The sequence below is a fragment of the Prosthecodimorpha hirschii genome, from assembly GCF_001305515.1.
Taxonomy (GTDB): domain Bacteria; phylum Pseudomonadota; class Alphaproteobacteria; order Rhizobiales; family Ancalomicrobiaceae; genus Prosthecodimorpha; species Prosthecodimorpha hirschii.
Window position 1 is genome coordinate 2,831,084 of the sequence record NZ_LJYW01000001.1, and the last position, 25,745, is coordinate 2,856,828.

Here is a 25,745-nt window from a genome sequence, read left to right on the forward strand (position 1 = left end):
AGCGCGCCCGTGGCCGAGATCCGTGTCGAAAACCTGCACAAGTCCTTCGGCGAGTTCGTCGCCGTGAAGAATTCGAGCTTTACGGTCGCGAGCGGCGAGTTCTTCGTCATGCTCGGGCCGTCCGGCTGCGGCAAGACCACGACGCTGCGCATGATCGCCGGGCTGGAACTGCCCTCCTCCGGCCTGATCCGGCTCGACGGCGACGACGTGACCCAACTCAGGGCGTCGGCGCGCGACATCGCCTTCGTGTTCCAGCTGTTCGCGCTCTATCCGCACATGAACGTGCGCAAGAACATCGCCTATCCGCTCGCCAACCAGGGCGTCGCCAAGCCCGAGATCAAGACCCGGGTCGAGGAGGCGGCGCGCACGCTGCGCATCGGCCATCTGCTCGACCGCTCGGTCTCCGGCCTGTCCGGCGGCGACCGCCAGCGCGTTGCCCTCGGCCGCGCCATCGTGCGCAACCCGAAGGCCTTCCTGATGGACGAGCCGCTCGGCGCGCTCGACACCGAATTGCGCGAGGCCATGATCGCCGAATTGCGCGCGCTGCACGACCGGCTCGGCGCGACCACGCTCTACGTCACCCACGACCAGCTCGAGGCCATGGCGATGGCCGACAAGATCGCGGTCATGAACAAAGGCGTGATCGAGCAATTCGACACCCCGCAGCAGATCTACGGCCGGCCGGCGACGCTGTTCGTGGCCGACTTCATCGGCTCGCCGCCGATGAACCTGATCCCCTGCCGCGGCCCGCTCGCGCCGGGCGCGACCACCGTTCAGGTCGGCGAGACCGTCGCCGGCATCCCGGCCGTGCTCGACGGCACCACCGCCACGGATCTGGTCCTCGGCGTGCGCCCCGAACAGGTCCAACTGGTCGACGAGGGCGGCCTGCGCGGCGAGGTGTTCGGCGCCGAATATCTCGGCACCACCCAGATCGTCACCCTCCGCACCGGCGCCGGCACGGTGCGGGCGCGGCTCTCCTCTGCCGAGACCGTCACCGTCGGGGCGCCGGTCGGCCTCGCCTTCCGGCCCGAGAAGCTGTCGCTGTTCGACAAGGCGACCGGCCGGGCGCTCCGGACGGCCTGGACCGTCGCCGCCGAGACGAAGGGGCATCGCCGTGGCTGAGATCAGGCTCGAGGGCGTCACCAAGCGATTCGGCCGCACTGCCGCGGTCGAGGACCTGTCGCTGACCATCGCGGACGGCGAATTCCTGGTCCTGCTCGGCCCGACCGGGGCCGGCAAGACCACCGCGCTGCGCCTCGTCGCCGGGCTGGAGCGGCCCGATGCCGGCCGCATCGCCATCGGCGGCCGCGACGTGACCGCGGAACCGCCGGCGGCGCGCGACGTGACCTTCGTGTTCCAGCAATATTCGCTCTACCCGCATCTCTCGGTCTACGACAACCTCGCCTTCCCGCTGCGCTCGCCGACCCGGCGCGTGCCCGAGGCCGAGATCGAGACGACGGTGCGGGAGCTTGCCCGTCTGCTGCAGATCGAGGACAAGCTGAAGAACCGCGCCACGCAGCTGTCCGGCGGCCAGATGCAGCGCGTCGCCATCGGCCGCGCCCTGGTGCGCCGCCCGTCGGTCTACCTGATGGACGAGCCGCTCTCCTCGCTCGACGCCAAGCTGCGCGCCGACCTCCGGCTGGAGCTGAAGCGAATCCAGGTGGATCTCGGCGCCACGATCCTCTACGTCACCCACGACCAGATCGAGGCCATGACGCTTGCCACCCGCATCGGCGTGATCGATCGCGGACGGCTGGTGCAGGTCGGCAGTCCGCGCGAGATCTACGAGCAGCCGGTCGACACCTATGTCGCCCAGCGGCTCGGCCAGCCCGCCATCAACCTGCTGCCGGCCGACCTGCTGCCCGCCAACCGGCTGGCGGCCGGCACCCGCACGGTCGGCGCGCGCACCGAGCATATCCGAGTCACCCCGGCCGACGGCCAGGCGCGCGGCCGGGTCAAGTGGGTCGAGCATCTCGGCGATCAGAGCCACCTGCACATCGCCCTCGACGGCCATTCGCTGGTCGCCCTGGTCGATCCCGATACCGCGCTCGAACGCGATGCCGCCGTCGACATCACGCTCGCCGACCCGCTCTGCTTCGATGCCGCCGGCCGGCGCATCGGTTGAGGCCATGCCCATGCAAGACACGATGGACCGCCTGTTCGAAACCGTGACCGCCCGCATCATCGCCGCCGCGGAGGAACTGACCGCGCTCGATTCGGCGATCGGCGACGGCGACCACGGCAGCAACATGAAGCGCGGCATGGAGGCGGTGGCCGCCGACCGCGCCAAACTCGCCGCGCTGGCACCCGGCGAGGCGCTGAAGACCGCCGGCATGACGCTGGTCATGAAGGTCGGCGGCGCCTCCGGCCCGCTCTACGGCACGCTGTTCATGACGCTCGGCAAGGAACTCGGCGCCGCGCCGGACCGCGCCGGCGTCGCCCGCGCCTTCGCGGCCGCGATCGACGCCGTCAAGGCGCGCGGCAAGTCGGAGACCGGGCAGAAGACCATGCTGGACGTGCTGGTGCCGGTTTCCGCAGCCCTGTCATCCGGCGCAAGCCTTGCAGAGATCCGCGAAATCGCGTCCAAGAGCGCGGCCGCGACGGTGCCCATGCTGGCGATCCGCGGCCGGGCATCCTTCCTGGGCGAACGCTCGATCGGCCATATGGACCCGGGCGCGCGCTCGTCGGTGATCATGATCGAGGCGGTCCTCGACGTGCTGGAGACCAAGGCATGAGCGACAAGGTCGGCATCGTCATCGTCTCCCATTCGCCCGACGTGGCGAAGGGAACGGCCGACATGGTGCGGCAGATGGTCGGCACCGAGGTTCCGCTCGCCTGGACCGGCGGCGATCCCGGCGGCGGGCTCGGCACCTCGGTCGAGAAGATCATGGCGGCGATCGATGCGGCCTGGTCGCCCAAGGGCGTCGCCATCCTGGTCGATCTCGGCGGCGCGGAGACCAACAGCGAGATGGCGATCGAACTGATGCCGGAGGACCGGCGCGACCGGATCGTCGTCTGCAATGCGCCCGTGGTGGAAGGCGCCGTGATGGCCGCCACCGAGGCCTGGGGCGGCGCGAGCCTCGACGAGGTGCGCCGCACGGCCGAAGAGCTGTCGCCGGGTTGAGGAGGCCCGTTCATGACCAAGGCAAACGCCTCTGTTCTCCTGTTCCACGAGGTCGGCCTGCATGCCCGGCCCTCGGTCAAGCTGACCAAGGTCGCCAAGGGCTTCGGGGCGCGCATCGAACTGGCCACCAACGCGGACGGACCCTGGATCGACGCCAAGAGCATCGTCCGGGTGATGGCCGCCAAGGCGCCGAAGGACACCGTGCTGCATTTCCGGGCCGAAGGCGGCGATGCCGAGGCGGCCGTCGCGGCGCTGGTGCGGCTGGTCGAATCCGATTTCGCCGAGGTCGAGGAAGGCGCCTGACATGACCGCCGCGTCCGCGCAGCCGAACCGGGTCCTGCAAGGCCGCACCGCCGCGCCGGGCTTCGCGGCCGGCCGGATCGTGCGGCTGGAGCGGGAGCCCGGGTCCGGCGCGGCGGCCGCGCGGGCCGTCGGCACGCCCGACGAGGAGGCCGCGGCGCTGAAGGCCGCGCTGGCCGCGGCCTCGGCCGACCTCGCCGGCCTGATCGGCGGCCTCGACGACGCGGAGGCCGCCGCGATGCTCGAATTCCAGCTCGCCATGCTGGAGGACGACGCCCTGACCGAGCCGGTCTTCGCGGCGCTCGCCGAGGGATTGGGCGCTGAGGCGGCCTTCGCGGCCCAGCTCGATGCCGAGATCGCCGGCTACCGGGCCTCCGACGACGACTATTTCCGCGCCCGCGGCAGCGACCTGGAAGACCTGAAGGCGCGCGTCCTGGCGCATCTCGCCGGCGCGGCCGGCGCGGCCGGCGCGCTCGCCGACGACGCCATCCTGGTCGGGCGCGACCTCGCCCCGTCGCGCTTCCTGGAAATCGACTGGCGTCCCGGCCAGGGCATCGCGTTGGCCGAGGGCAGCCTGACCAGCCATGTCGCGATCCTGGCCCGCGCGCGCGGCATTCCGATGCTGGTCGGCGTGGCCGGGATCGACGCGCCGGAGGGCACCGAGGCCCTGCTCGATGCCGAGGCCGGGACCCTGCATCTCGCCCCCGATGCCGCGGACCGCGCCGCCTTCGACATCCGCCGGTCGGCCGGACGTGACCGCGACCGGGCGGCCGGCGCGCAGGCCTTCGAGCCGGCCGCGACCGCCTGCGGCACGCCCGTCCAGGTGCTGCTCAATATCGGCGGCCCCGGCGATCTCGCCGGGCTCGATCCGGCCCTCTGCGACGGGATCGGGCTGGTGCGCACCGAGTTCCTGTTCCATGGCCGCGGCGGCGACGACCTGCCCGGCGAGGACGAGCAGTTCGAGGCCTACCGGGCGATCCTCGCCTGGGCGGACGGACGGCCGGTGACCATCCGCACGCTCGATGCCGGCGGCGACAAGCCGATCCCGGGCTACACGCTCGACGGCGAGGCCAATCCGTTCCTCGGCCTGCGCGGCGTGCGCCTCTCGCTCGCCCGCGAGGCCGTCTTCCGCATCCAGCTGCGCGCCCTGCTGCGCGCCGCCGCGCATGGGCCGCTCAAGATCATGATCCCGATGGTCGCCGTGCCGGCCGAGATGGCCGCCGTGCAGGCGCTGGTCGATCGCGAAGCCGCCGCGCTCGCCGCCGCCGGCACCCCGCCCGGCCGGTTCGAGCTCGGCATGATGGTCGAGGTGCCGGCGGCGGCGCTGACGCTCGATCTGTTCGCCGCCGACTTCGTCTCGATCGGCTCCAACGATCTGATCCAATATCTGATGGCCGCCGGCCGCGATTCCGCTGCTGTGGCGGCGCTGGCCGACCCGCTCGCTCCGGCGGTGCTGCGCGTGATCGAGACCGTCGCGCGCGATGCCGCCGCGCGCGGCCTGCCGGTCAGCCTGTGCGGCGATGCCGGCGGCGATCCGGCCGCGATCCCGCATCTGCTCGCCGCGGGCCTGCGGGCGCTGTCGATGGGTGCGGCCGCCGTGCCGCGCGCCAAGGCGGCGATCCGGGCGACACACCTGACCGGCATCCGGCCATGAGCGCGCAGGAGTCCCCGTCTGCGGGCCCGGACGGCCATCCGGCGGTCGCCGCCTACAAGGCTGTGCTGCGCGAGGTGCTCGAAAAGCGCCCGTCCGGCATGCGCCGGCGCCTCGCCGAGGCGCTGGAGCGCAACCCGAGCTTCGTCAGCCAGATCGCCAATCCGGCCTATCCGACGCCGATCCCGGTCGCCCATGTCGAGACGATCCTGGAGATCTGCCATTTCTCGGCGGCCGAGCGCGCCCGCTTCCTGGCCGCCTACGAGGAGGCGCATCCGCGCCGCGCGCGCCGGCCGGCCGAGGCGCGCCGCCACCGGACCCTGGCGCTGCGCCTGCCCGATTTCGAAGATGCCAAGAAGAACAAGGCGATGGACGACATGATCCACGATCTCGTCGCACGCATCGCCAAGCTGGTCGAGGATTGAGGTCCCGGCCGGCGCGAACAGCAGGGAGACGTCCATGAAGAAGCTGATCAACGCCGTCGATACCGTCCTGTCCGAAAGCCTCGCCGGCTTCGTGCGCGCCCATGCCGACATCGTGACGCTCGGCGACGAGGGCAAGTTCGTGCGCCGGCGCTTCCCCGCGCGCGGCAAGGTGGCGCTGATTTCCGGCGGCGGCTCCGGCCACGAGCCGCTGCATGCCGGCTTCGTCGGCCAGGGCATGCTCGACGCCGCCTGCCCCGGCCAGGTCTTCACATCGCCGACCCCGGACCAGATGCTCGCCGCGGCGGAAGCCGTCGATGGCGGCGCCGGCATCCTCTACATCGTCAAGAACTACGAGGGCGATGTGATGAATTTCGAGATGGCCGCCGAAATGGCGTCCGGCCCGGTCGCCCGCATCCTGACCGACGACGACGTGGCGGTGGAGAGCTCGACCTGGTCGACCGGCCGGCGCGGCGTCGCCGGCACCATGGTGGTCGAGAAGATCGTCGGCGCCGCCGCCGAGGCCGGCTACGATCTCGACGCCTGCAAGGCGCTCGGCGACCGCGTCAACCAGGCGACCCGCTCGATGGGCGTGGCGCTGACCAGTTGCACCGTGCCGGCCGCCGGCAAGCCGACCTTCGCGCTCGGCGAGGACGAGATGGAGATGGGCGTCGGCATCCATGGCGAACCCGGCCGCCGCCGCGTCAAACTGGCCCCGGCCGCCGACATCGCCGAAGAGATGATCGGCGCCATCGTCAAGGATTTCGGTGCGGCGGGCGGCTCCGACGTGCTCCTGCTGGTCAACGGCTTCGGCGGCACGCCGGCCATGGAACTCTACCTGATGTTCGACAACGCCGCCCGCCTGCTGGACAGGCACGGCCTGCGCATCGCCCGCTCGGCGGTCGGCAACTACGTCACCTCGCTCGACATGGCCGGCTGCTCGCTGACGGTCACCCGGCTCGATGACGAGATGGCCCGCCTGTGGGATGCCCGCGTCCACACCGCCGCCCTGCGCTGGGGCCTGTGAGGCGGCGGTCATGAAATGATCGTCGGTATTCGATAGGCGAATTTCTCATGCCCCTGATGCAGATGAGAAATTCGCGTTACTTCAACGGCCCGATGCGTCAGCATCCTGGGCCGTTGGCATGAGGCGGCGGTCGGCGGACGGAACCCGGCCACACGGGTGCTGCGACGCCGGCGGCCGCGCTACTTGTCGTGCCCGTTCGTCAAGCAGACCAGAAGGTCGGTCCGGTCGGCGTTGCTTTCCTGGCAGGTTTTGATGAAGGCAAGACCCGCCTGCGAAAGGTAGACGCGATACGGCATCATCGCAAAGATGCTGCCGTTGTCCAGGAAGGTGCCGTTCGCGGTCAGGCGTCCCTTGAGGTCCGGATAGGCGTCATAGACATAGTTCCAGAAACCGTTGGTTTCATAATAGTTCTCAGGAAGCTGGTCGAACGGTCCGTCGAGCCAGCTGTTCTTGTATGTTTCCTCGGAATTGACCGCGATCAGGATATGCCGTTTTTGAATTTTGTCTTCGTAGAAGACAAAGCCAGTCCGCCGGCCGAGATGAACATTCTCGCTCACCGTTACAAATGTCTCGGCGACCGGCGTTCGAGTGTCGAGAACGAAGAAGAAAACCTTTCTGTCCGGAATGTAGATCAGATCGAACCGCAAGCCGGATTCATCGAAGACCCGGCCGGCGAAGCGTTCGCCGGAGGTCAGGTTGGCCGGATTCGGCGTCTGATCGACATCGTTGAGCTTGAAGACCGTGGCATGTCCGTCCACGGCCAACTCGAAGTCCAGATGCTCCCGAGGAGTCAGCCGGACTCCATCTTTTTCCGAAAGGTCGGCGTAGAAGTCGGCGTCACGATCGAACTGGAGCCAACTGGCATAGGTTTCATAGCAAGCGAACTCGAGAATGCCTTTTTCACGCTTGCCCGGCGTGAATCGCAAGCTTCCGGAGTATGATTTCCCATCTTGAAAGAAATTAAAATAGTAATAGTTTTCAGTTGGATAGACCGTAGCCGATGGACCGATCTGTCGAATCAGATCGGCAACAACCGTGCGCGGTTCGCATGCCGGCGGCGCAGCCGGCGTTCCGAGGCGTTCGATCATCCGCTCGTTCAAGATGAATTCGCGTTGTCGAACCGGGTCGGCCACCGCGATAGTCTGCGTCGACAAGGCAAGCAGCGTGGAGAGCAGAGGCAAGACGGCGAGACGGCCAGGAATCTTCGGCATGACATATCCGATGGCTGCGCCCGGTTCGGCAGGAAATGAGCATTCGGCGTCCGAGCGGCGGCGACACCCGTCGGGCAGGTCGGAACGGATCGCACTCGTCCGTCCCGATCGACCGGCATCCGGGTTCCGTCACGTCGCGATCGGCACCCTCACCGACCGGCCGGAACCGGTCGGCGGCTGGCGGTGCCGAGCCCATCCGTTTACCGGGGCGCAGGGCTGCTTGAATTGCGATAGTGCCGCGTCCAGCGACTGCTCAGCTGATGATAGATGATGAAACCAGAAGGGCTCACCTTGCGATTGACGGTCCGGCTGATCTCGCCGCCCGTATTCTGCCCAAGGTCCTGCCGCATGGCGCCATCGCTGATCAGGATTTCGCTCGCACGAACGCTCAAACCCGACGCAGCCAACATAGTGATCATGACCGTGAAGACGATTTTATTCATCGAAATTACTCCAGTTCGGGTGATATTTTGATCGAATTTCTCGATTTGAAACCGCATATATTGACTTCATAGATTGTGATCGCGCTTATCGATCACGGACATTCTTGCGGTCTCGATGCTTTTCAGTTTCGCAAACTTAACCTGAACCTGCATTGAACGGATTGTTTCTTGCTCTTTCAGATATCGCGCTACCTGATGATGCCAAAACGGCAAGTTCCGCTCCACCCGAAAGCGCATTTAAAGTGCCGTCGGAGCCAAAATAGCCGACAGATCATGGCCGATCGTTCTCGTTTTCTCCAGCTATTTTTGAAAACCGATACATCGTGCAGGCATTTTGCGCATGCAGACGAAATTTGCCGTCTCAGTTTGATGCTTTTGGAGATTTATTCGATATTTTGCATGTCCAAAGAGACGGTACGGCGCGAAGGCTACAGGGCGTGCAGGCATCGGTCAGCTTCCGTTCAGGCAGACGGTGCCACCGTGCGGCCTCGGACACCGGCGCGACCGGCACGGAGACGCGGCCTATGGATCCTTCGCACAGCCTTTCGCGGCCGCCCCTGACGCGGCGCGATCTACTCGGCGCCGCAGCCCTGCTGGCCGCCGGCCCGGGATCGGCCACCCTGGTCGGTCCGGCATCGGCGGCGACGGCCGGCCGGATCGGCGTCGTGCAGGAGGTGGTCGGGGATGCCTTCGCGCGCGGCGGATCGGCCGAGCGGCGCCTTGCGGCCGCGGCCGATCTCTATCTTCAGGACATGGTCTGGACCGGGACCGAGGCGCGGCTCGCCATGAAGCTCGGCCTCGCCACCACCGTGCGCCTCGGCGCCCGCAGCCGGCTGGTGATCGACCGCTTCATCGCCGACATGGGCGGCGTGCTCGACCTCGCCGACGGGGCCACCCTGTTCGACCGGCCCGAGGAGGCGCCCAAGGTCGACGTGAAGATGCGCTCGGCCTATGGCGTGATCGCGGTGCGCGGCACGCGCTTCTTCGCCGGCCCGAGCCGCGGGGTGTTCGGCGTCTTCGTCGAGCGCGGCGCCGTCACGGTCGCGGCGGCGGGCGTGACCCGCCTCCTGAGCGCCGGCGAGGGCACCGACATCCCGGCGCCCGGCCGTCCGCCGAGCCCGGTCGCCCGCTGGGGCGCGCCGCGCATCGCGGAGGCCATGGCGAGCGTGCTTTGAGCGACGCGTCAGCCTGTTGAACCGCCGGCGCCGAGCCGAGCCGCCCAGCCGGCCAGAACCGCGTCGCCAGGATGGTCCGCCGCCAGCACCGCGAAGGCCGCCGCCGCACCGGCCGGGTCGTCCTCGACCCTCGCGAAGGCGGCCGCATAGCCGGCAATCAGGCCGGCGGGCGTGCCGTCCGGCCAGGGCTCGCTGACCAGCGTCGGCGCCGAAAGACCGCGCAGGGTGATCCGGCCGAGCGGGCGCCAGGATCGCGCGGGCAGCGCGGCGACCAGGGCCGGTCCGACGCAGATCGTCGAGCCGAATGTCTTGTTGGCCGCCTCCAGCCGGGCCGCGGAATTGACCACCGTGCCGTGCGCCGTGAAATCGAGCTTCCGTCCGCCGCCCACGTCGCCGACGATCGCCGGCCCGGTCTCGAGCCCGATCCGGGTCCGCCCAAACTGAAGCGCGGCGGCGTCCGGCTCGCGGGCGAAGCGCGCCGCGAAGGCGGCCAGCGCCTCCGCGCAGTCGACCGCCCGGGCGGCGTGGTCGGGCTGATCGACCGGCACGTTGAAGAGCGCATGCACGGCGTCGCCGACGATCTTGTCGACGAGCCCGCCATGGGCGACGACGGTCTGCGTCATGCCCTCGAAATAGCGATCGAGCAGCGCCACGAGGGCGCGCGGCGCGGCCCGCTCGGTCAGGCTGGTGAAGCCCTCGACATCGGTGAACAGCGCCGTCACCGGCCGCAGCTCGCCCTCGACGCGGACGAGATCCGGGTTCTCGACGATGCGCCGGACCAGATCCGGCGCCAGATGCTGCTCGAAGCGCCGCCGCAGCGCACCCTCCCGGCGCCGGGTCTCGGCGAAGGCGGCCAGCGAGGTGGCCGCAAAGGCGATCAGGGCGACCGCCGGCGGCGTGACCGGGTCGACGATCTGGTCGAACTGCAGGGTCGCCGTGGCGGCGCCGGCGGCCCAGGCGGCGGCGGCGGCGATCATCGCGGCCGCACCGAACCAGGGTCCGGTGACCAGCGCCAAGATGACGGCCAGCACGGCCGCGAGCAGCGCGGCGGCGCGTTCCCAGGCGACGGCCGCCGCGGCGCGGACCGGGATGCGCCCGGACAGGATCTGCCCCGCCGCATCGGCCTGGATGCGCACCGACGGCGTCAGCGGATCGGCCGGGGTCGGCCGGAGGCCGCCGAGTTCCGGCGCGCTCGAACCCAGGAAGACGATCGCCCCGGCCAGCCGGGCGCGGGCCGGCGCCGGGTCGGGATCGAACAGATCGGCCGCCGAGATCGTGGTCGCCGCCTGGCCGGTCCGGTCGGTCGGCCGCAGCGCCATCGTCCCGCGCGCCGAGACCGGAACCCGCCGGCTTCCGATCGCCATCTGGGCCGGGCTGCCGGCGACGAGATGCGAGCGGGCGCCCTCGGCGACCCGGGCCGCCTCGGCGGCAAGGCCCGCATAGGCGCGTCCGCCGAAGACCGCGAGCAGCGGCACGCCGCGCACCACCCCGTCCGCCTCGTCGCCGGTCAGCGACAGGACGCCGATCCCGGCCGCGCCGGCGGCAAGGACCGCGAGCGGTCCCTCGACGCCGGGCTCCGTCCAGACCGAGCCGACCGCCGCCTGACGGGCGATCACGATCGGCGGTCCGGCCGTCGCCCCGCCGGGCTCTGCCGCGGCGACCAGGCCGAGCACGGTCGGCACGCGCGCGATCGCCGCGGCCAGGCTGGCATCCGGATCGGGCAGGCCCTCGGCCAGCCGGGCGAGATCGTCGCGACCGGTGGCGGCGCCGAGCGCGCGGGCGAGCGCGGCGGGGGATCGGCGGTCCGGTTCGGACAGCAGGATGTCGATCGCCAGCGCCCGCGGCGCGGCCTCGGCGATCCGCTCGACCAATGCCGCCAGGCGGTCGCGCGGCCAGGGCCAGGGACCGAGGCGGCCGAAGCTCGCCCGGTCGATGTCGACGACCACGACGCCGGGCGTCACCGGGCCCGGAAAGGCCGTGTAGAGCGCATCGATCGCCGGGGTCGACAGCCCGTCCTCGACCGCCTGGGGCCAGACCGACCACGACACCAGCACGGCGATGCCCGCCGCCAGCCCGGCGGTTGCGGCGCGGCCCCGCGGCCCGATCCTCACGGTGCCGCCGTCATCGGACCGGCCTCGGTCGGGCGATGGCCGGGGCGCGCATCACAGGCCTCCATCCTCCGCCTCGGCGATCCCGGTCAGCGCCTCGATCCGGCACAGGATCTCGCCGTCGTTGCGGCGGATCGCGCCGGCCGCCTCCAGGTCGATCAGGGCACGGTTGACCTTCGGCCGGCTCGCCCCGACGATTTCGGCGAGATGGGTCTGGTTGATGTCCAGGCGCAGGGTCGCCGAGCGGGCGGTGTCGAGATCGTGGGACTGGCGCAGGAGCCCGAGGAACAGCCGGGCCAGGCGCGCCTCGATCCGGTAGAGGGCGATCGATTCGAGCTGGTCGGTGGTGTCGCGCAGCCGCCCGCACAGCATGCGCACGACGCCGCGGGCGAAGCCCGGGCGGGTCTCGAACAGGCGCTCGAAATCGCCGCGCGACAGGATCTGCGCCGAAACCGCGTCGAGCGCGGTCGCATCGGCGCTGCGCGAACCGCCGTCGAGCACGGCGATCTCGCCGACGATGGCGCCCGGCCCGGCGATGCGCAGCGACAGTTCGCGGCCGTCGGCGGCCATCACCGACAGCCGGATGCGGCCGGCCTCGATCAGGATCAGATACTCGCCCGGATCGCCGCGCGCGAAGACGAGTTCGTCGCGGCCGTAGCGATGGCGCCGGAACAGCCGGGCGGCCGCAGCGAGATCGTCGGCCGAGGCGCCGGCGAAGAGCGGCTGCGCCGACAGGGCGGCGATCAGTGGCGAAGCATCGGCAGCGGACATCGGATCGGCCGGCCCCCTCGGGAAGGCGGCATCATCGCCCGCCCGGCCCGCGCCGTCGAGAGCGCTCAGGCGGCGCGGCGGCGGCCTTCGGCGAGCAGGCCGAGGGCGGCGGCGAAGGGCTCCGCCGTCGCCGATGCGGGATCGCCGCGCATCATGCGCGCATGCTCGGCCAGGGCGGTGAAGCCGACATTGGCGGCGGCGCCCGCGATGGTGTGCAGGACATGGTCGATCGCGGTCGGATCGGCCGCCGCCACGGCCGCTTCCAGCGCGGCGACCAGCCCGCCGAGATCGTCGGCGAAGCTCTCGACCAGCTCGCCGACGCTGTCCTCGCCGATCGCCTCGACCAGCTCCTGACGCCGGTCCGGGTCCTGGCTGGCGAGCCGGGCGGCCGGGTCGGACGCGGTCGGCCGCACGGCGGCGGCGTCCGTCCGGGCACCGGCGCGCTCGGCATCGGAGGCTGCGGCGGCGTCCGCGGCCGGCTCGGGCGCCGGGCCGCCCGGCAGGGACGCCTGCGGGGCGAATTCGGACAGCATCGCGCGCAGCTGTTCGAGCCCGACCGGCTTCGACAGGAAGCCGTTCATGCCGGCGCGGGTGCAGGCCAGCCGGTCCTGGTCGGAGGCGTTGGCGGTCACCGCCACGATCGGGGTCCGAGAATTGATGCCGGTTCCGGCGCGGATCGCGGTCGTCGCCGCCAAGCCGTCCATGCCCGGCATGTGCATGTCCATCAGGATCAGATCGAAGCGCTCGGCCTCCGCGGCGGCGACACCGCTCCGCCCGTCGTCGGCGAGCGCCACCGAGTGGCCGAGCCGCATCAGGAAGCGCCGGATCACGTCCTGATTGACCCGGTTGTCCTCGACCACCAGGATGCGCAGGCTCGCGGCGACCGGCGCATCGTCGACGAGTGCGGCCGGACCGGTCGCCGAGGCGGTCTGCGCCGCCTGCCAGGGCAGTTCGAACCAGAAGATCGACCCACGGCCCGGCTCGCTCTCGAAGCCGATCTCGCCGCCGAGCCGCTCGACGATCCGCTTGCAGATCGACAGGCCGAGGCCGGTGCCGCCGAACTTGCGGCTGATCGAGCTGTCGACCTGGCTGAACTCCTTGAAGATGCGATGATGCGCCTCGGGCGCGATGCCGATGCCGGTGTCCTCGACGGCGAAGCGCAGCCGATCCCGGCCGACGGATACCACCGACAGACGGATGATCCCGTTCTCGGTGAACTTGACCGCGTTGCCGAGCACGTTGACGAGCACCTGGCGCAGGCGGCTCGGATCGGCGTGCAGGCGCTCGGGGACCTCGGCGGCGAGCGAGACGGAGATCGCGTTGTGCCGCTGCCGCGCCCGCGCCTCGATCACCGAAACGGACGAGCGGATCAGCGGCGCCAGCTCGAAATCGATCGGGCTGACCGGGATCTCGCCGGCCTCGAACTTGGCGAAGTCGAGCATCGAATCGATCATCTCGACCAGCGTCCGGCCGCAATCGTCGATCGCCGCCAGGCAGGCGGTCTGGTCCTTGTCGAGGCGGGTCTCCGCCAGCGCCGCCGCCATGCCGAGCACCCCGTTGAGCGGGGTCCGGATCTCGTGACCGATGGTGGCCAGAAAGGCGGACTTGGCGCGGTTGCCGGCCTCCGCCGCCGTTGCCGCCTCCTCCAGCGAGGCGACCAGGGCGGCGATCTCGGCGCGCGACCGCAAGGCGGCGCGGATCTGGCGGACCAGCAGCGCGACGATGCCGACCATGGCGAGGGTCAGGCACAGGATGGCGAAGCCGAGCGATCGGTAGAGGCGGCTGGTGCCATCGCGGAAATCCGCGCGCATCTCGTTGACGCGCGCATTGGCGAAGGTGAGCAGATCCTCGGTGGAACGGCGCAGATCCGTGAAGACGATCAGGAAGGGGCGCAGTTCGTAGACGGTCGGGACATAGCCGGCCTCGATCCGGTCGAACAGGGTGCGGGCCGATTGCACCGCCGACCAGGCGCGTTCGAACTCGGTGTTCAACCGGTCGAGCTTGCGGAATTCGAGCGCGAAGTTGCCGTTGTTGAGGAACTCGATCCGGCTGAACAGGATGTCGTAGCGCAGGGCCAGCGCCTCCAACGCCGCCTGGTCGATCCGATCCGCCGCGACCGCGCCGTCCAGCGCCGCCGCGAATTTCGCGGTCTCGCGATCGAACTGGTAGATCGCCCAGAGCGCGTCCTCGCGCGCGCTCTGCCGGACCTGATCCTCGCGGTCGTCCAGGGCTCCGAAGATCAGCACGACCGTGACCAGGAACGCGAAGGCGATCGCGCCGAGGACCAGAAACGGTGTGAATGCCCTGAAGCTGCGACTGCCGGTCAATTCCTCTCTCCCGGAAGCGCCGTTAGCGGACTTCGATGGACTTCACCTGCCAGACCGAACGGGCGAAATATTTCTCGTTGTAGAGCGACGCATCCTTGTCGAACGGATAGATCACGAAGAGCGGTCCCTTGGCGCGCACCGGGATCGGTTCGCCGTTGATCTTGGTGGCCAGGATCATGTCCAGGCTCTTGCAGTCCTCCAGCGGGACATCGGCCGCATAGTCGTTCAGAGCCCTGACGACGATCGGCGCCGTCCCGTTCGCACCGGCGGCCGCCAGGATCGCACGGCACAGCGGTCCCGAGAAGGTGGTTTCTCCCTCCGTCCAGGGCGTCTTCATCCGGGCCGTGCGTCCCGGCAGCGCGTCCAGCATGGCGAGATCGAATTCGGCGCCGGCACTGCCGTTGGTTTCGGTGATCTTGCCGGTGACCGTCAGGACGACCTTCCCCTTCGGCTTGTCCAGCGCCGAGACCGGACCGGTCAGCCCGACGGCCAGAAAGCCGGCAATCAGGAAGCGGATCATGGATTTTGCGCCCATCGAGCGGGCTCCTCTCTTCGGTTTGACGTTGCAGTCAGATGGCAGGATCGAATGCGGCGCCAGCTTCCGGCGGGCACGGATCCACATGATCGGCGAGAATGGTCAGGATGGCGGCGAAGCCGGCCACCAGGGCGTCGACGCAGGCGGGATCGAAATGCTGCCCGCTGCCGCGCACCAGATATTCGAGCGCGTCGTACGGCGCCCAGGCGGCCTTGTAGGGTCGCGGCGTGGTCAGGGCGTCGAACACGTCGGCCACGGCGACGATCCGGGCACCGAGCGGAATGTCGGCGCCGGCGAGCCCCTGCGGATAGCCGGTGCCGTCCCAGCGCTCGTGATGGGCCGCGGCGATCTCCGCGGCAAGCGCGATGACCGGCCGGGAACTGCCGTCCAGGATGGCGCTGCCGATGGTGGTATGGCTCTCGATGACCAGCCGTTCGGCCTCGGTCAGCGGGCCGCGCTTCTGCAGGATGGCGTCCGGGATCGCGATCTTGCCGATGTCGTGCATCGGCGCCGCCAGGAACACGTCCTGGCAGAAGGAGTTCGGGCAGCCGAGCCGTCGGGCGATCTCGCGCGCATAGGCGGCGACGCGCAGCGTATGCTGGCCGGTATTGCCGTCGCGCTGCTCGGCGGCGCGCGACAGCCGGAAGATCACCTCGGCCTCCAGCTCGCACAGATCCCGCGTCGCCGCCTCGACCTCGAGGGCGAGCCGGTCCGCGCGCTCCTGCAGGGCGATCTGGGCGCGCCGGATGGTGACGATATTGGCGAAGCGGGCACGGAACTCGACCGCGTTGACGGGCTTCGACAGGAAGTCGGTCGCGCCGGCCTGCAGCGCCTCCAGCCGCACGTCGTCCTGATCGAAGGTCGTCACCATGACCAGCGGCAGGTCGGCGCAACAGTCCATGGCGCGGATGTGCCGGATCAGCTCGGTCCCGGTCATGCCGGGCATCTGATGGTCGATGATGCCGATGTCGATCTTGTTGTTCCGGAACGCCTCGGCGGCATCGAACGGGCTGTTGAAGGTCTCGATCTGGAAGGCGTCCAGGCGCCGGATCATGTGACTGAGCAGGACGCAGTTGGTCTGGTTGTCGTCGACGACGGCGACGCGCAGCTTGTCCTTGACGGTCTGGGCCGGATCGGCGCCGTCGCCGGCCCGATCGGGAGGCGCGGGACGGACCGGGAGGCTTGCAACCTTCGGGTCGCCAAACATGCGTTTCGCCAACATCTTTCGCTCCTGCCTGCTCCCGCCTTGCCGTCCGCGGTCGACCCGTCCCGAGTGGCGCCGCCCCCGAGACCCCGGATGCGGGGCCGTCGGCCGCTCACGCCGAACGGCCGGCACGTGCGGCCGCCGCCCGGATAGACTGCGGGTACCGGCCTCGTCCGGGCGTCGGATGGCTCGTCGCCTGATCGACACCATATTGGCGCGTGGAGTCTAACGAGTATCTTAAAATCTGAATTTGATCAGAGCAGATAGTGCAGGTACCTAACAAGGCGTAACAACCGGGCTCCGTCCGGAAAGCATATTTTACTGATCCCGAAATGGAACATGGCCGGCATGGCGGGACATATACTCCGCATATACCGGCGCAAACGTTTTGATGGCTTCGGCGACCAACCGAATTCGATACCTCCCAACGGATTGCCGGGCAGGCCCCTGTCCATTGCGGCCCGATGCCGGCATCGTCGGCGTCACCGAGCCGCACGGCTCAGCGTCACAGCCCCGATCCGACAGGAGCCCGCCATGACCCTCCGCACGACCGCAGCCCTCGCCCTTCTGGCCCTCGCTCTCGGTGCCGGCGCCGCCCGCGCCGAGGTCGTGGTGCAGGCCAACAACCTCGAGGCGGGTGCGATCATCGACGCCGATCCGGCCGCCGCCGAGGACAGGCTGCTGATCGTCAACGGCAATTCCGGCCGGGTGATCTATGACGACGGCCGCAACGACCTGTTCTGCGTCACCCGCGTGGTGTTCTCCTACTACGACCACTACGGCCGCCCGCACTATCGGCGCACCATGCGCTGCCGCTGACCCTCGCCCGGCCGTGCGCTTCCGCGCCCCTGCCCGGCGCTGCCCGGCCCTGACCTGACCTGACGGTCGCCGGCACCCGGGCCGGGTCTTGCTCTTGCCCGACAATTGGTGCCAGATCGGCGCAAGCGGCCGGCGTGTCGCACGAGGGGACAAGAGGATGGGCAGGGTCCTTGAGGTGACCGAACTGCGCAAGCAGTTCGGCGGCATCCACGCCGTCGACGGCGTGTCGTTCCATGTCGACGAGGGCGAGATCCTCGGCATCATCGGTCCGAACGGCTGCGGCAAGTCCACGCTGTTCAACTGCATCCTCGGCCAGTTGCGGCCGAGCGGCGGCGAGGTGAAGCTCGACGGACGGCCGGTCACCGGCCTCTATCCGGCGGCGCTCAACCGGCTTGGCGTGTCGCGCACCTTCCAGCTCCTGCAGGTCTTTCCGCAGCTGAGCGTGCGTGAGAACCTGATCCTGGCCGGCCAGGAGCACCAGGGCAGCATGGTCTCGCGCCTGTTCGGCGCCCGCGATGCCGGCCTGACCGCCCAGGCGAACCGCATGATCGCCTTCTTCCGCCTCGAACATCTCGCCGACGAGAAGGCCGGCGGCCTGTCCTACGGCCAGCAGAAGCTGCTCGACGCCGCCATGGCCTTCATGGCCGGTCCGCGTCTGGTGCTGCTCGACGAGCCCGCCGGCGGCGTCAACCTGACCATGCTGGCCAGCCTGAAGGAGCGCCTGAGGGCGATCAATGCCGAGCTCAAGGCGACCTTCGTGGTCATCGAGCACAACATGGACTTCGTCATGAGCCTGTGCTCGCGGGTGCTGGTGATGGCCGAGGGCCGCGTGCTCGCCACCGGCACGCCGGCCGAGGTGCGCGCCAATCCGGCGGTCGTCGACGCCTATCTGGGCCATTGATTGGGACATTGACGCCGATGACCGCCACGCTCCCGCCCGCCGACCCGATCCTGACGCTCGACGCCGTCGTCTCCGGCTACGGCAAGACCACCATCCTGAACGGCACCACGTTCTCGGTGCCGCGCGGCTCGATCACCACCGTGATCGGCCCGAACGGCGCCGGCAAGTCGACGGTCTTCAAGACGATCTTCGGCCTGTTGCCGGCGCGTGAGGGCCGCATCGCCTTCGACGGCCGCGACGTGACCAACTGGACCCCGCGCAAACTGCTGGAAGCCGGCATCTGCTACGTGCCGCAGGGCCGCAACATCTTCCCGGAACTGTCCGTGTTCCACAATATCGAGTTCGGCACCATCGCGGCCGGCCGCGGCGTCACCGACATGCCGGCGCGCATCGAGGCGGCACTCGACCGCTTCCCCGTCCTGCGCCGCAAGCGCGACCAGCAGGCCTCGACGCTTTCGGGCGGCGAGCAGAAGCAGTTGGAGATCGTGCGCGGCCTCCTGCTCGATCCCAAGCTGGTGCTGATCGACGAGCCCTCCATCGGCCTGTCGCCGAAGATGGTCGAGGAGACCTTCGGCATCCTCCTGGAACTGCGCGCCAAGGGCGTCTCGATCCTGATGATCGAGCAGAATGCCCGTTCGGCCCTGCAGATGTCCGACTACGGCCTGGTGCTCGAACTCGGCCAGACCCGGATGTTCGATACCGCCGGACAAATCCTCAACGATCCGCGCGTCGGGCAGCTGTTCCTCGGCGGCAGCCTGGAAACGGCCGCCTGAGACCGCTATGCCTTTGGCAGCGAATCGGTTTCGGCGTACGGGAGCGACCCGATGAAGACATCCATCGCCACGGTCTCGATTTCGGGCGACTTCCGGGACAAGCTCAAGGCGATCCAGAGCGCCGGCTTCGACGGCATCGAGATCTTCGAGCAGGATTTCATCGCCACCGACGCCTCCCCGCGCGAGGTCGGCGCCATGGTGCGCGACCACGGGCTGGAAATCATGCTGTTCCAGCCGTTCCGCGATTTCGAAGGCCTTCCCGAGCCCCTGCGCACGCGCGCCTTCGCCCGCGCCGAGCGCAAGTTCGACCTGATGCAGGAGCTCGGCACCGACCTGGTGCTGGTCTGTTCCTCCGTCCACCCGGAAGCGCTCGGCGGGATCGACCGGGCCGCGGCCGATTTCCACGAGCTCGGCGAGCGTGCCGCCCGGCGCGGCCTGCGCATCGGTTTCGAGGCGCTGTGCTGGGGCCGCTATGTCGACGACCATCGCGACGCCTGGGAGATCGTGCGCCGCGCCGACCATCCGAATGTCGGCCTGATCCTCGACAGCTTCCATTCGCTCGGCCGCAAGATCCCGCCCGACACCATCCGGCGCATTCCGGGCGACAAGATCTTCTTCATCCAGCTGGCCGACGCCCCGGCCATCCCGATGGACCTGCTCTACTGGTCGCGCCATTTCCGCAACATGCCGGGCGAGGGCGACCTCGACGTGACCGGCTTCATGCGCGCCGTCATGGCGACCGGCTATCGCGGCCCGATCAGCCTGGAGATCTTCAACGACCAGTACCGCGCCGCCCTGCCGCGCCTGATCGCCGCCGACGGCCGGCGCTCGCTCGTCCATCTGATGGACCGCGTCCGCCAGGCCGAGCCGGCCGTGGTCGCCGACCTTCCGGCCCTGCCGCCGCGCGCCCATGCGCAGGCGATCGAGTTCATCGAATTCGCCTCCGGCGGCGAGGATGCCGGACGGCTGGAGACCATCCTGACCGCGCTCGGCTTCGAGCCGGCCGGCCGGCACGTCTCCAAGGCGGTGACGCTCTGGCGCCAGGGTGCGATCAACATCCTGCTCAATACCGAGCAGACCGGCTTCGCGCGCAGCGCCTTCGTCACCCACGGCACCACGGTCAGCGACATCGCGGTCCGGGTCGACGACGCCCCGGCGACGCTCGCCCGCGCCCGCGCGCTCGGCACCGACCTGTTCGAGCAGGCGACCGCGCCCGGCGAATTGCAGATCCCGGCGATCCGCGGCGTCGGCGGCAGCGTGCTGCGCTTCGTCGATCCGAAATCCGATCTCGGCCGGCTCTGGGAGGTCGATTTCCGCCTAGACCGGCCCGGTCCGCTGGCCGGCGCCGGCCTGACCCGCGTCGACCATATCGGCCAGACCATGATCTATGCCGAGATGCTCAGCTGGGCCCTGTTCTACACCGCGATCTTCGAGGCCGCGAAGGCGCCGATGGTCGATGTCGCCGACCCGGACGGCCTCGTCCGCAGCCAGGCGATCGAGACCGCCGGCGGCGCGCTGCGGGTGACGCTGAACGGCGCGGAATCGAGCCGCACCCAGGCCGGCCGCTTCATCTCCGATACCTTCGGGTCGGCCGTGCAGCACATCGCCTTCGCCACCGACGACATCTTCGCCACCGCCGCCGCACTGGCCGAACGCGGCTTCCCGGTGCTCGACATCGGGCCGAACTACTATGACGACCTCGACGCCCGTTTCGGCCTCGACCCGGACCTGCTGGCGCGGCTGAAGGCCGGCCGGATCATGTATGACCGCGACCGGGGCGGGGAATTCTTCCAGCTCTACGGGCGCGCCTTCGGCGAGGGCCTGTTCTTCGAGATCGTCGAGCGGCGCGGCGACTATACCGGCTACGGCGCCCCCAACGCGCCCTTCCGCACCGCCGCCCAGCGCCGCACCGCCCGGCCGACCGGCATGCCGGCGCGCTGACCGGGCGCCCGGCAGGGCGCCTGCCGGGACGCGAACTGGACAAGGCCCGGGACAGGAACAGGAACCGAGACCCGATGACCGCACGCCCGTCCGGCCGCCCGCCGGTCCGCATCCTCGTCGCCGGCGCCGGGCTGATCGGCCGCGCCCATATCGGCCGCATCCTGGCCGATCCGGACACCGGGCTGGCCGGCATCGCCGATCCCTCGCCGGGCGCCCGGGACCATGCCGCCGCGCTCGGCGTGCCGTGGTTCGAGACGCTGGAACGGGGCCTCGACGGCGCCCGCCCGGACGGCGTCATTCTGGCGACCCCCAACCAGCTCCATGTCGCCGGCGGCCTGGCGGCGATCGCGGCCAGCGTGCCGGTGCTGGTCGAGAAACCGATCGCCGAGACGGTCGCGGGCGCGGTCGAACTCGCCGAGGCGTCCGAGCGGACCGGCGTGCCGGTCCTGGTCGGCCATCACCGCCGCCACAGCCCGATCGCGGCGCGCGCCCGCGCCATCGTCGCCTCCGGCCAGCTCGGTCGCATCGTCGCCGTCAACGGGATGTCCTGGCTGCGCAAGCCGGACAGCGGCTATTTCGACGGCGCCGGCGCCTGGCGGCGCGAGCCCGGCGGCGGGCCGATCCTGATCAATCTGGTGCATGTCGTCGACGATCTGCGCGCGCTCTGCGGCGACATCGTCGCCGTCCAGGCGGTCGCCTCCAGCGCCACGCGCGGTTTCGCGGTCGAGGATACCGCCGCGGTGCTGTTCACCTTCGCGAGCGGCGCGCTCGGCACGCTGGCGCTCTCCGACACCGCGGTCGGGCCGTGGAGCTGGGAACTGACCTCGGGCGAGAACAAGGCCTATCCGGCGACCGGCGAGGCCTGCTACCTGATCGCCGGCACCGAAGCCGCCCTGTCGGTGCCGCGCCTGGAACTCTGGCGCCACGAGGGCGCGCCGCACTGGTTCCATCCGATCGCCGCGACCCGCCTGGTCGCCCCGGAGGCCGATCCGCTCGTCCTGCAGTTGAAGCATTTTGCCGCCGTCGTCCGCGGCGAGGACAAGCCGCTGGTCGATGCCCGCTCGGCCGCCCGCACCCTCGCCGCCACCCTGGCGGTCAGCGCGGCGGCGGCCTCGGGCGGGACGGTCAGGCCGGAGCTTTAGGCATCGGACCGGATCGGCCGGCAAGGGCTTCGAAATGCCGGGTAACGGCGCCAGGAAAATTGCAATCCGGCGCCGTCGCGTGTCGGGGCTTCAGGCCGCGACGGGGCGCAGGCCCAGGATCGAGCGGGCCTGGCGCCAGGTCGCGACCGGGCGGGCATGGCGCTCGCAGATCTCCACGGCCCGCCGGACCAGCGCGGCGTTCGACGGGGCGAGGCGGTCGCGGTCGAGGCGGACATTGTCCTCCATGCCGGTGCGGGTATGGCCGCCCTTGGCGATCGACCATTCGTTGATCAGGATCTGGTTCGGCCCGATCCCGGCTGCGCACCACTCGGCGTCCGGCGCCAGCCGCTTCAAGGTCTCGACATAGAAATCGAAGATCGGCTCGTCGGCCGGCATGGCATTCTTCACACCCATGACGAACTGGACATAGAGCGGACCCTTCAGCCGGCCGTCCGCCGCCATGCGGGTCGCCTGCACGATATGCGAGAGATCGAAGGCCTCGATCTCCGGCTTGATGTCGTAGGCGAGCATCTCGGAGGCGAGCCAGTCGACCAGGTCGGGCGGATTCTCGTAGACCCGGGTCGGGAAGTTGTTCGAGCCGACCGACAGCGAGGCCATGTCGGGCCGGAGCGGCAGCATGCCGCCGCGCGCCTTGCCGGCGCCCGAACGGCCGCCGGTCGACAGCTGCACGATCATGCCGGGACAGTGCTTCTCGAGCCCCTCCTTCAGCCGGGCGAACCGCTCCGGGTCGGAGGTCGGCTTGCCGTCGTCGTCGCGGACGTGGCAATGCGCGATGCTGGCGCCGGCCTCGAAAGCTTCGTGAGTACTTTCGATCTGCTCGGCGACCGTGATCGGAACCGCCGGATTGTTGTCCTTGGTCGGCAGGCTGCCGGTGATCGCCACGCAGATGATGCACGGATTGGACATCGTACCCTCAGAGGTCGAAGAAGACGGTCTCGTTGTCGCCCTGCAGGCGGATGTCGAAGCGGTAGACCGGGCTGCCGTCCCGCATCGAGCGCTGGGCGATCAGGGTCGGCCGGCGGTTGACATGCTCGATCATGTTCAGGACCGGATCGGCCGCATTGGCCTCCGCCTCGTCGTCGAAATAGAGCCGCGTGTGGAGACCGATATTGATGCCGCGGGCGACGATCCAGAGCGAGATATGCGGCGCCTGACGGCTGCCGTTGCGCCCCGGGACCGGCCCCGGCTTGACGGTGTCGAAGGCCCACAGGCCGGTGTCGAAGTCGGTGATCACCCGGCCCCAGCCGCGGAATCCCTCGGCGGCCTGGTCGCGCCGCTGGTCCTCCGGATGGGCGTGGACGCCGTTGGCATCCGCCTGCCAGACTTCCAACAAGACGTCCTTGACCGGCGAGCCGGTGCCGTCGATGACGATGCCCTCGACCCGGATGCGCTCGCCCGGCGCGTTCGGCCCGGCAATGTCCCAGCCCAGCTCGCGGCGGAAGATCTGGAAGCCGGCGGCGCCCGGCGCAAGCCCGATATGGACATAGGGGCCGGCCGTCTGCGAGGCGGTTTCTCTCAGGTAATCAAGCGGTTGCGGCATGGCTCAATTGCCCTCCAGCCGGTTCTCGAAGAGCGTCGAGCGACGGCCCCGGAGCACGATGTCGAACTTGTAGGCGAGGCAGTCGAGCGGGATCGCGGCATTCATGTCGAGCGGCGCGATCAGCTGGTCGATGGCCTGCGGGTCCGGAATGGTGTTGACGATCGGGCAGACCTTGATCAGCGGATCGCCCTCGAAATACATCTGGGTGATCAGCCGCTGCACGAAGCTCGTCCCGAAGACCGAAACATGGATATGCGCCGGCCGCCAGCTGTTGACGTAGTTGCGCCACGGATAGGCGCCGGGCTTGACGGTGCGGAAGAAGTAGAAGCCGTTCTCGTCGGTCAGGGTCCGGCCGCAGCCGCCGAAATTCGGGTCGATCGGCGCCAGATAGGTGTCCTTCTTGTGCCGGTAGCGGCCGCCCGCATTGGCCTGCCAGATCTCGACCAGCGTGTTCGGCACGCCGCGTCCGCTCTCGTCGAGCACCCGGCCGTGGACGATGATCCGCTCGCCGATCGGATCGCCGGTCTTGGCGTAGTTCTTGATCAGGTCGTTGTCGATCGGATCGATGTCGTTGTGCCCGAACACCGGCCCGGTCATCTCCGAGATCGTATTCTCCAGCGACAGGAGCGCATAGCGCGGCGACCGCGCCACGCTGGTCTTGTAGCCGGGCGTGTATTGCGGCGGATGCAGGCTCCGGTCGCGCTGGAAGAATTCGCCGGGTCTCGGCTTGTCGTTCCTCAACATCTCGTTTCCCCCGTCGGAGCCTGGGCGTTCGTTACGCCCGCTCCATCTCGGCAAAGGTCTCGCGGGCGATCTTGATGGCATGGTTGGCGCGCGGCACGCCGGCATAGATGGCGACATGCAGCAACGCCTCCATCACGTCCTCCCGGCTGGCCCCCGTCCGGGCCGTCGCGCGGATATGCATGGCAAGCTCGTGATCGTTGCCGAGCCCGGCCAGGAGCGCAATGGTCAGCATCGACCGTTCGCGCAACGAGATGGTGTCGCGCGACCAGACATGCCCCCAGGCCGCATCGGTGATCAGGGCCTGGAACGGCTCGTCGAACGCGGTCTTTGCGGCCTCGGCGCGATCGACATGGGCATCGCCCAGCACCCGCCGCCGCGTCGCCATGGCCTTCTGGACCGAATCCGACATCACACGCTCTCCTCCCGATCGGCCCGGACCGCGCGACCCGCCCCCGCGCGCCCCGTCGTCCGGCCCCGTCCCGTCCCTCACCGGCGGCGGCTTCCCATCCTTGCCGCCTCGGCCGGTCACCTATAACCTTCCACAGTCAAAGGCCCCGCGATACTGCAAACTGAGGCGCGATCCATACCGAAATGGTTATGCATCCGGGCATCAAGCTGCGCCATATCCGTGCCTTCCTGGAGATCGCCGACGAGGGCAGCCTGTCGGCGGCGGCCCGCGCGCGGCGGCTGACCCAGCCGGCGCTGTCGCGCAGCCTCGGCGAACTGGAGGCCATGCTCGGCCAGCCGCTGTTCCTGCGCCAGGGCCGCGGGCTGGCGCTGACCGAGGCCGGCCGCCTGTTCCGCCGCCATGCCGCCGCCGGGGTCGAGGCGCTGGAGGCCGGCGCGGCGGCGCTCGCCCCGGCCACCGCCGGCGGGCGGATCGACGTCGGCGTGCTGCCGACAGTGGCGGCGCGGCTGTTCCCGCGCGTGGCCTTGCGCTTCGGCGCGCTGCGGGCCGGCATCGTGCTGTCGGTCGAGACCGGCCCGAACACCTACCTGCTGCGCCGCCTGCGCGACGGCGCCATCGACCTGATGGTCGGGCGCATGCCGGAGGCCGCCGAGATGGCCGGCCTGACCTTCGAGCATCTCTACGAGGAGGAGATCCTGCTCTGCGCCCGCGCCGGCCATCCGCTCGCCGGCCTGCCGGCACGCGACGTGCTGCGCCGGTCGCCGCTGATCCTGCCGCCGGCCGGCGCGATCATCCGCCGCCCGGTCGCCGACTATCTGGCCGCCCACGGCCTCGGCGGGGCGGTGCCGGTGTTCGAGACGGTCTCGCTGGCGGTCGGCCGCGGCCTGCTGCTCGGCTCCGACGCGGTCTGGTTCATCTCGGCCGGTGTGATCGCCGAGGATCTGGCGCGCGGCGATCTCGTCGCCATCCCGACCGGCGCGCGCTTCCTGTCCGGCTCGGTCGGCATGACCACCCGCCAGGCCGGCGCCGATCGCCCCGGCCTCGATCTCCTGATCCAGCTGACCCGCGATCTCGGCCGCCGGCTGCAGGGCGGAGAGCGGGTCCTGATGCCAACGGTCGAGGATGCTGACGCATCCGACCGTTGAAATCATGCGGAT

The 25,745-nt window shown here is 69.8% G+C and carries 26 protein-coding genes; 15 read left to right on the forward strand and 11 right to left on the reverse strand.

The window, feature by feature from the left end:
* The first annotated feature begins 9 nt into the window (after nucleotides 1–9).
* From ABB55_RS12345 to dhaK, 8 genes are read left to right on the forward strand one after another with little or no spacing between them, the layout of a single operon-like run.
* Complete coding sequence (locus tag ABB55_RS12345) at nucleotides 10–1,122, forward strand: ABC transporter ATP-binding protein (RefSeq protein ID WP_054359071.1); 1,113 nt, start codon at nucleotides 10–12, stop codon at nucleotides 1,120–1,122.
* A complete protein-coding gene (locus ABB55_RS12350) occupies nucleotides 1,115–2,125 on the forward strand; it encodes an ABC transporter ATP-binding protein (RefSeq protein WP_054359072.1) in 1,011 nt (336 codons plus the stop codon). The genes ABB55_RS12345 and ABB55_RS12350 overlap by 8 nt, the downstream gene beginning before the upstream one ends.
* A gap of 4 nt (nucleotides 2,126–2,129) precedes the next feature.
* The gene (dhaL, locus tag ABB55_RS12355) at nucleotides 2,130–2,735 is read left to right on the forward strand and encodes a dihydroxyacetone kinase subunit DhaL (RefSeq protein ID WP_420848229.1); all 606 of its coding nucleotides are present in this window, start codon (nucleotides 2,130–2,132) and stop codon (nucleotides 2,733–2,735) included.
* Complete coding sequence (gene dhaM / locus ABB55_RS12360; RefSeq protein ID WP_054359073.1) at nucleotides 2,732–3,124, forward strand: dihydroxyacetone kinase phosphoryl donor subunit DhaM; 393 nt, start codon at nucleotides 2,732–2,734, stop codon at nucleotides 3,122–3,124. Before dhaL ends, dhaM begins: the two co-directional genes overlap by 4 nt.
* Nucleotides 3,125–3,136: 12 nt before the next feature.
* A complete protein-coding gene (locus tag ABB55_RS12365) occupies nucleotides 3,137–3,427 on the forward strand; it encodes an HPr family phosphocarrier protein (protein WP_054359074.1) in 291 nt (96 codons plus the stop codon).
* 1 nt (nucleotide 3,428) lies between these two features.
* Nucleotides 3,429–5,078 carry a phosphoenolpyruvate--protein phosphotransferase gene (ptsP, locus tag ABB55_RS12370; protein ID WP_054359075.1) on the forward strand — a complete coding sequence of 550 codons (1,650 nt, stop codon included), beginning with the start codon at nucleotides 3,429–3,431 and terminating at the stop codon, nucleotides 5,076–5,078.
* Complete coding sequence (locus ABB55_RS12375; protein WP_054359076.1) at nucleotides 5,075–5,500, forward strand: hypothetical protein; 426 nt, start codon at nucleotides 5,075–5,077, stop codon at nucleotides 5,498–5,500. The genes ptsP and ABB55_RS12375 overlap by 4 nt, the downstream gene beginning before the upstream one ends.
* Before the next feature lie 34 nt (nucleotides 5,501–5,534).
* A complete protein-coding gene (gene dhaK / locus ABB55_RS12380; protein ID WP_054359077.1) occupies nucleotides 5,535–6,524 on the forward strand; it encodes a dihydroxyacetone kinase subunit DhaK in 990 nt (329 codons plus the stop codon).
* 179 nt (nucleotides 6,525–6,703) lie between these two features.
* Here the strand turns inward: dhaK and ABB55_RS12385 are convergent, their stop codons facing one another.
* Nucleotides 6,704–7,735 (reverse strand): hypothetical protein, encoded by a 1,032-nt coding sequence (locus ABB55_RS12385; RefSeq protein ID WP_152982024.1) that lies wholly within the window; start codon nucleotides 7,733–7,735, stop codon nucleotides 6,704–6,706.
* Nucleotides 7,736–7,935: 200 nt separating this feature from the next.
* Complete coding sequence (locus tag ABB55_RS12390) at nucleotides 7,936–8,178, reverse strand: hypothetical protein (protein WP_054359079.1); 243 nt, start codon at nucleotides 8,176–8,178, stop codon at nucleotides 7,936–7,938.
* Nucleotides 8,179–8,702: 524 nt separating this feature from the next.
* On the opposite strand from ABB55_RS12390, the gene ABB55_RS12395 reads away from it, so the two are divergent.
* Nucleotides 8,703–9,353 (forward strand): FecR domain-containing protein, encoded by a 651-nt coding sequence (locus ABB55_RS12395; protein ID WP_054359080.1) that lies wholly within the window; start codon nucleotides 8,703–8,705, stop codon nucleotides 9,351–9,353.
* Between the two features lie 8 nt (nucleotides 9,354–9,361).
* On the opposite strand, the gene ABB55_RS12400 is transcribed toward ABB55_RS12395, so the two are convergent.
* The 5 genes from ABB55_RS12400 to ABB55_RS12420 all read right to left on the reverse strand — a co-directional run bounded on the left by ABB55_RS12400 (nucleotide 9,362) and on the right by ABB55_RS12420 (nucleotide 16,316).
* Nucleotides 9,362–11,464 carry an adenylate/guanylate cyclase domain-containing protein gene (locus ABB55_RS12400; RefSeq protein ID WP_054359081.1) on the reverse strand — a complete coding sequence of 701 codons (2,103 nt, stop codon included), beginning with the start codon at nucleotides 11,462–11,464 and terminating at the stop codon, nucleotides 9,362–9,364.
* A 51-nt stretch (nucleotides 11,465–11,515) separates the two neighbouring features.
* Nucleotides 11,516–12,232 carry a Crp/Fnr family transcriptional regulator gene (locus ABB55_RS12405; RefSeq protein ID WP_083463568.1) on the reverse strand — a complete coding sequence of 239 codons (717 nt, stop codon included), beginning with the start codon at nucleotides 12,230–12,232 and terminating at the stop codon, nucleotides 11,516–11,518.
* Nucleotides 12,233–12,297: 65 nt separating this feature from the next.
* On the reverse strand, nucleotides 12,298–14,559 hold the full coding sequence (locus ABB55_RS30335; RefSeq protein WP_054359082.1) for a hybrid sensor histidine kinase/response regulator: 2,262 nt from the start codon (nucleotides 14,557–14,559) through the stop codon (nucleotides 12,298–12,300).
* A gap of 22 nt (nucleotides 14,560–14,581) precedes the next feature.
* Nucleotides 14,582–15,094 (reverse strand): putative pterin-binding protein, encoded by a 513-nt coding sequence (locus tag ABB55_RS12415; RefSeq protein ID WP_244472026.1) that lies wholly within the window; start codon nucleotides 15,092–15,094, stop codon nucleotides 14,582–14,584.
* Nucleotides 15,095–15,128: 34 nt separating this feature from the next.
* Complete coding sequence (locus ABB55_RS12420; protein ID WP_054359083.1) at nucleotides 15,129–16,316, reverse strand: HD domain-containing phosphohydrolase; 1,188 nt, start codon at nucleotides 16,314–16,316, stop codon at nucleotides 15,129–15,131.
* 516 nt (nucleotides 16,317–16,832) lie between these two features.
* Here ABB55_RS12420 and ABB55_RS12425 point away from each other — a divergent pair.
* From ABB55_RS12425 to ABB55_RS12445, 5 genes are all read left to right on the forward strand, one after another.
* Nucleotides 16,833–17,117, forward strand: a complete 285-nt coding sequence (locus ABB55_RS12425; RefSeq protein ID WP_054359084.1) for a hypothetical protein — start codon at nucleotides 16,833–16,835, stop codon at nucleotides 17,115–17,117.
* Nucleotides 17,118–17,274: 157 nt separating this feature from the next.
* Nucleotides 17,275–18,018, forward strand: coding sequence for an ABC transporter ATP-binding protein (locus tag ABB55_RS12430; protein WP_054359085.1), 744 nt, complete (start codon nucleotides 17,275–17,277; stop codon nucleotides 18,016–18,018).
* Nucleotides 18,019–18,035: 17 nt separating this feature from the next.
* The gene (locus ABB55_RS12435) at nucleotides 18,036–18,791 is read left to right on the forward strand and encodes an ABC transporter ATP-binding protein (RefSeq protein WP_054359086.1); all 756 of its coding nucleotides are present in this window, start codon (nucleotides 18,036–18,038) and stop codon (nucleotides 18,789–18,791) included.
* Between the two features lie 51 nt (nucleotides 18,792–18,842).
* Nucleotides 18,843–20,732, forward strand: a complete 1,890-nt coding sequence (locus ABB55_RS12440) for a bifunctional sugar phosphate isomerase/epimerase/4-hydroxyphenylpyruvate dioxygenase family protein (RefSeq protein ID WP_054359087.1) — start codon at nucleotides 18,843–18,845, stop codon at nucleotides 20,730–20,732.
* Nucleotides 20,733–20,806: 74 nt separating this feature from the next.
* Nucleotides 20,807–21,874 (forward strand): Gfo/Idh/MocA family protein, encoded by a 1,068-nt coding sequence (locus ABB55_RS12445; protein WP_054359088.1) that lies wholly within the window; start codon nucleotides 20,807–20,809, stop codon nucleotides 21,872–21,874.
* A 90-nt stretch (nucleotides 21,875–21,964) separates the two neighbouring features.
* Here ABB55_RS12445 and ABB55_RS12450 read toward each other — a convergent pair whose 3' ends face one another.
* The 4 genes from ABB55_RS12450 to pcaC are packed head-to-tail and all read right to left on the reverse strand — an operon-like array spanning nucleotide 21,965 to nucleotide 24,588.
* On the reverse strand, nucleotides 21,965–22,801 hold the full coding sequence (locus tag ABB55_RS12450; RefSeq protein WP_054359089.1) for a 3-oxoadipate:acetyl-CoA acetyltransferase: 837 nt from the start codon (nucleotides 22,799–22,801) through the stop codon (nucleotides 21,965–21,967).
* A 7-nt stretch (nucleotides 22,802–22,808) separates the two neighbouring features.
* The gene (pcaG, locus tag ABB55_RS12455) at nucleotides 22,809–23,435 is read right to left on the reverse strand and encodes a protocatechuate 3,4-dioxygenase subunit alpha (protein ID WP_054359090.1); all 627 of its coding nucleotides are present in this window, start codon (nucleotides 23,433–23,435) and stop codon (nucleotides 22,809–22,811) included.
* Between the two features lie 3 nt (nucleotides 23,436–23,438).
* The gene (gene pcaH, locus ABB55_RS12460; RefSeq protein ID WP_054359091.1) at nucleotides 23,439–24,179 is read right to left on the reverse strand and encodes a protocatechuate 3,4-dioxygenase subunit beta; all 741 of its coding nucleotides are present in this window, start codon (nucleotides 24,177–24,179) and stop codon (nucleotides 23,439–23,441) included.
* A gap of 31 nt (nucleotides 24,180–24,210) precedes the next feature.
* Nucleotides 24,211–24,588, reverse strand: a complete 378-nt coding sequence (gene pcaC / locus ABB55_RS12465) for a 4-carboxymuconolactone decarboxylase (RefSeq protein ID WP_054359092.1) — start codon at nucleotides 24,586–24,588, stop codon at nucleotides 24,211–24,213.
* 182 nt (nucleotides 24,589–24,770) lie between these two features.
* On the opposite strand from pcaC, the gene ABB55_RS12470 reads away from it, so the two are divergent.
* Nucleotides 24,771–25,733, forward strand: a complete 963-nt coding sequence (locus ABB55_RS12470; protein ID WP_083463569.1) for a LysR substrate-binding domain-containing protein — start codon at nucleotides 24,771–24,773, stop codon at nucleotides 25,731–25,733.
* Nucleotides 25,734–25,745: the final 12 nt, after the last annotated feature.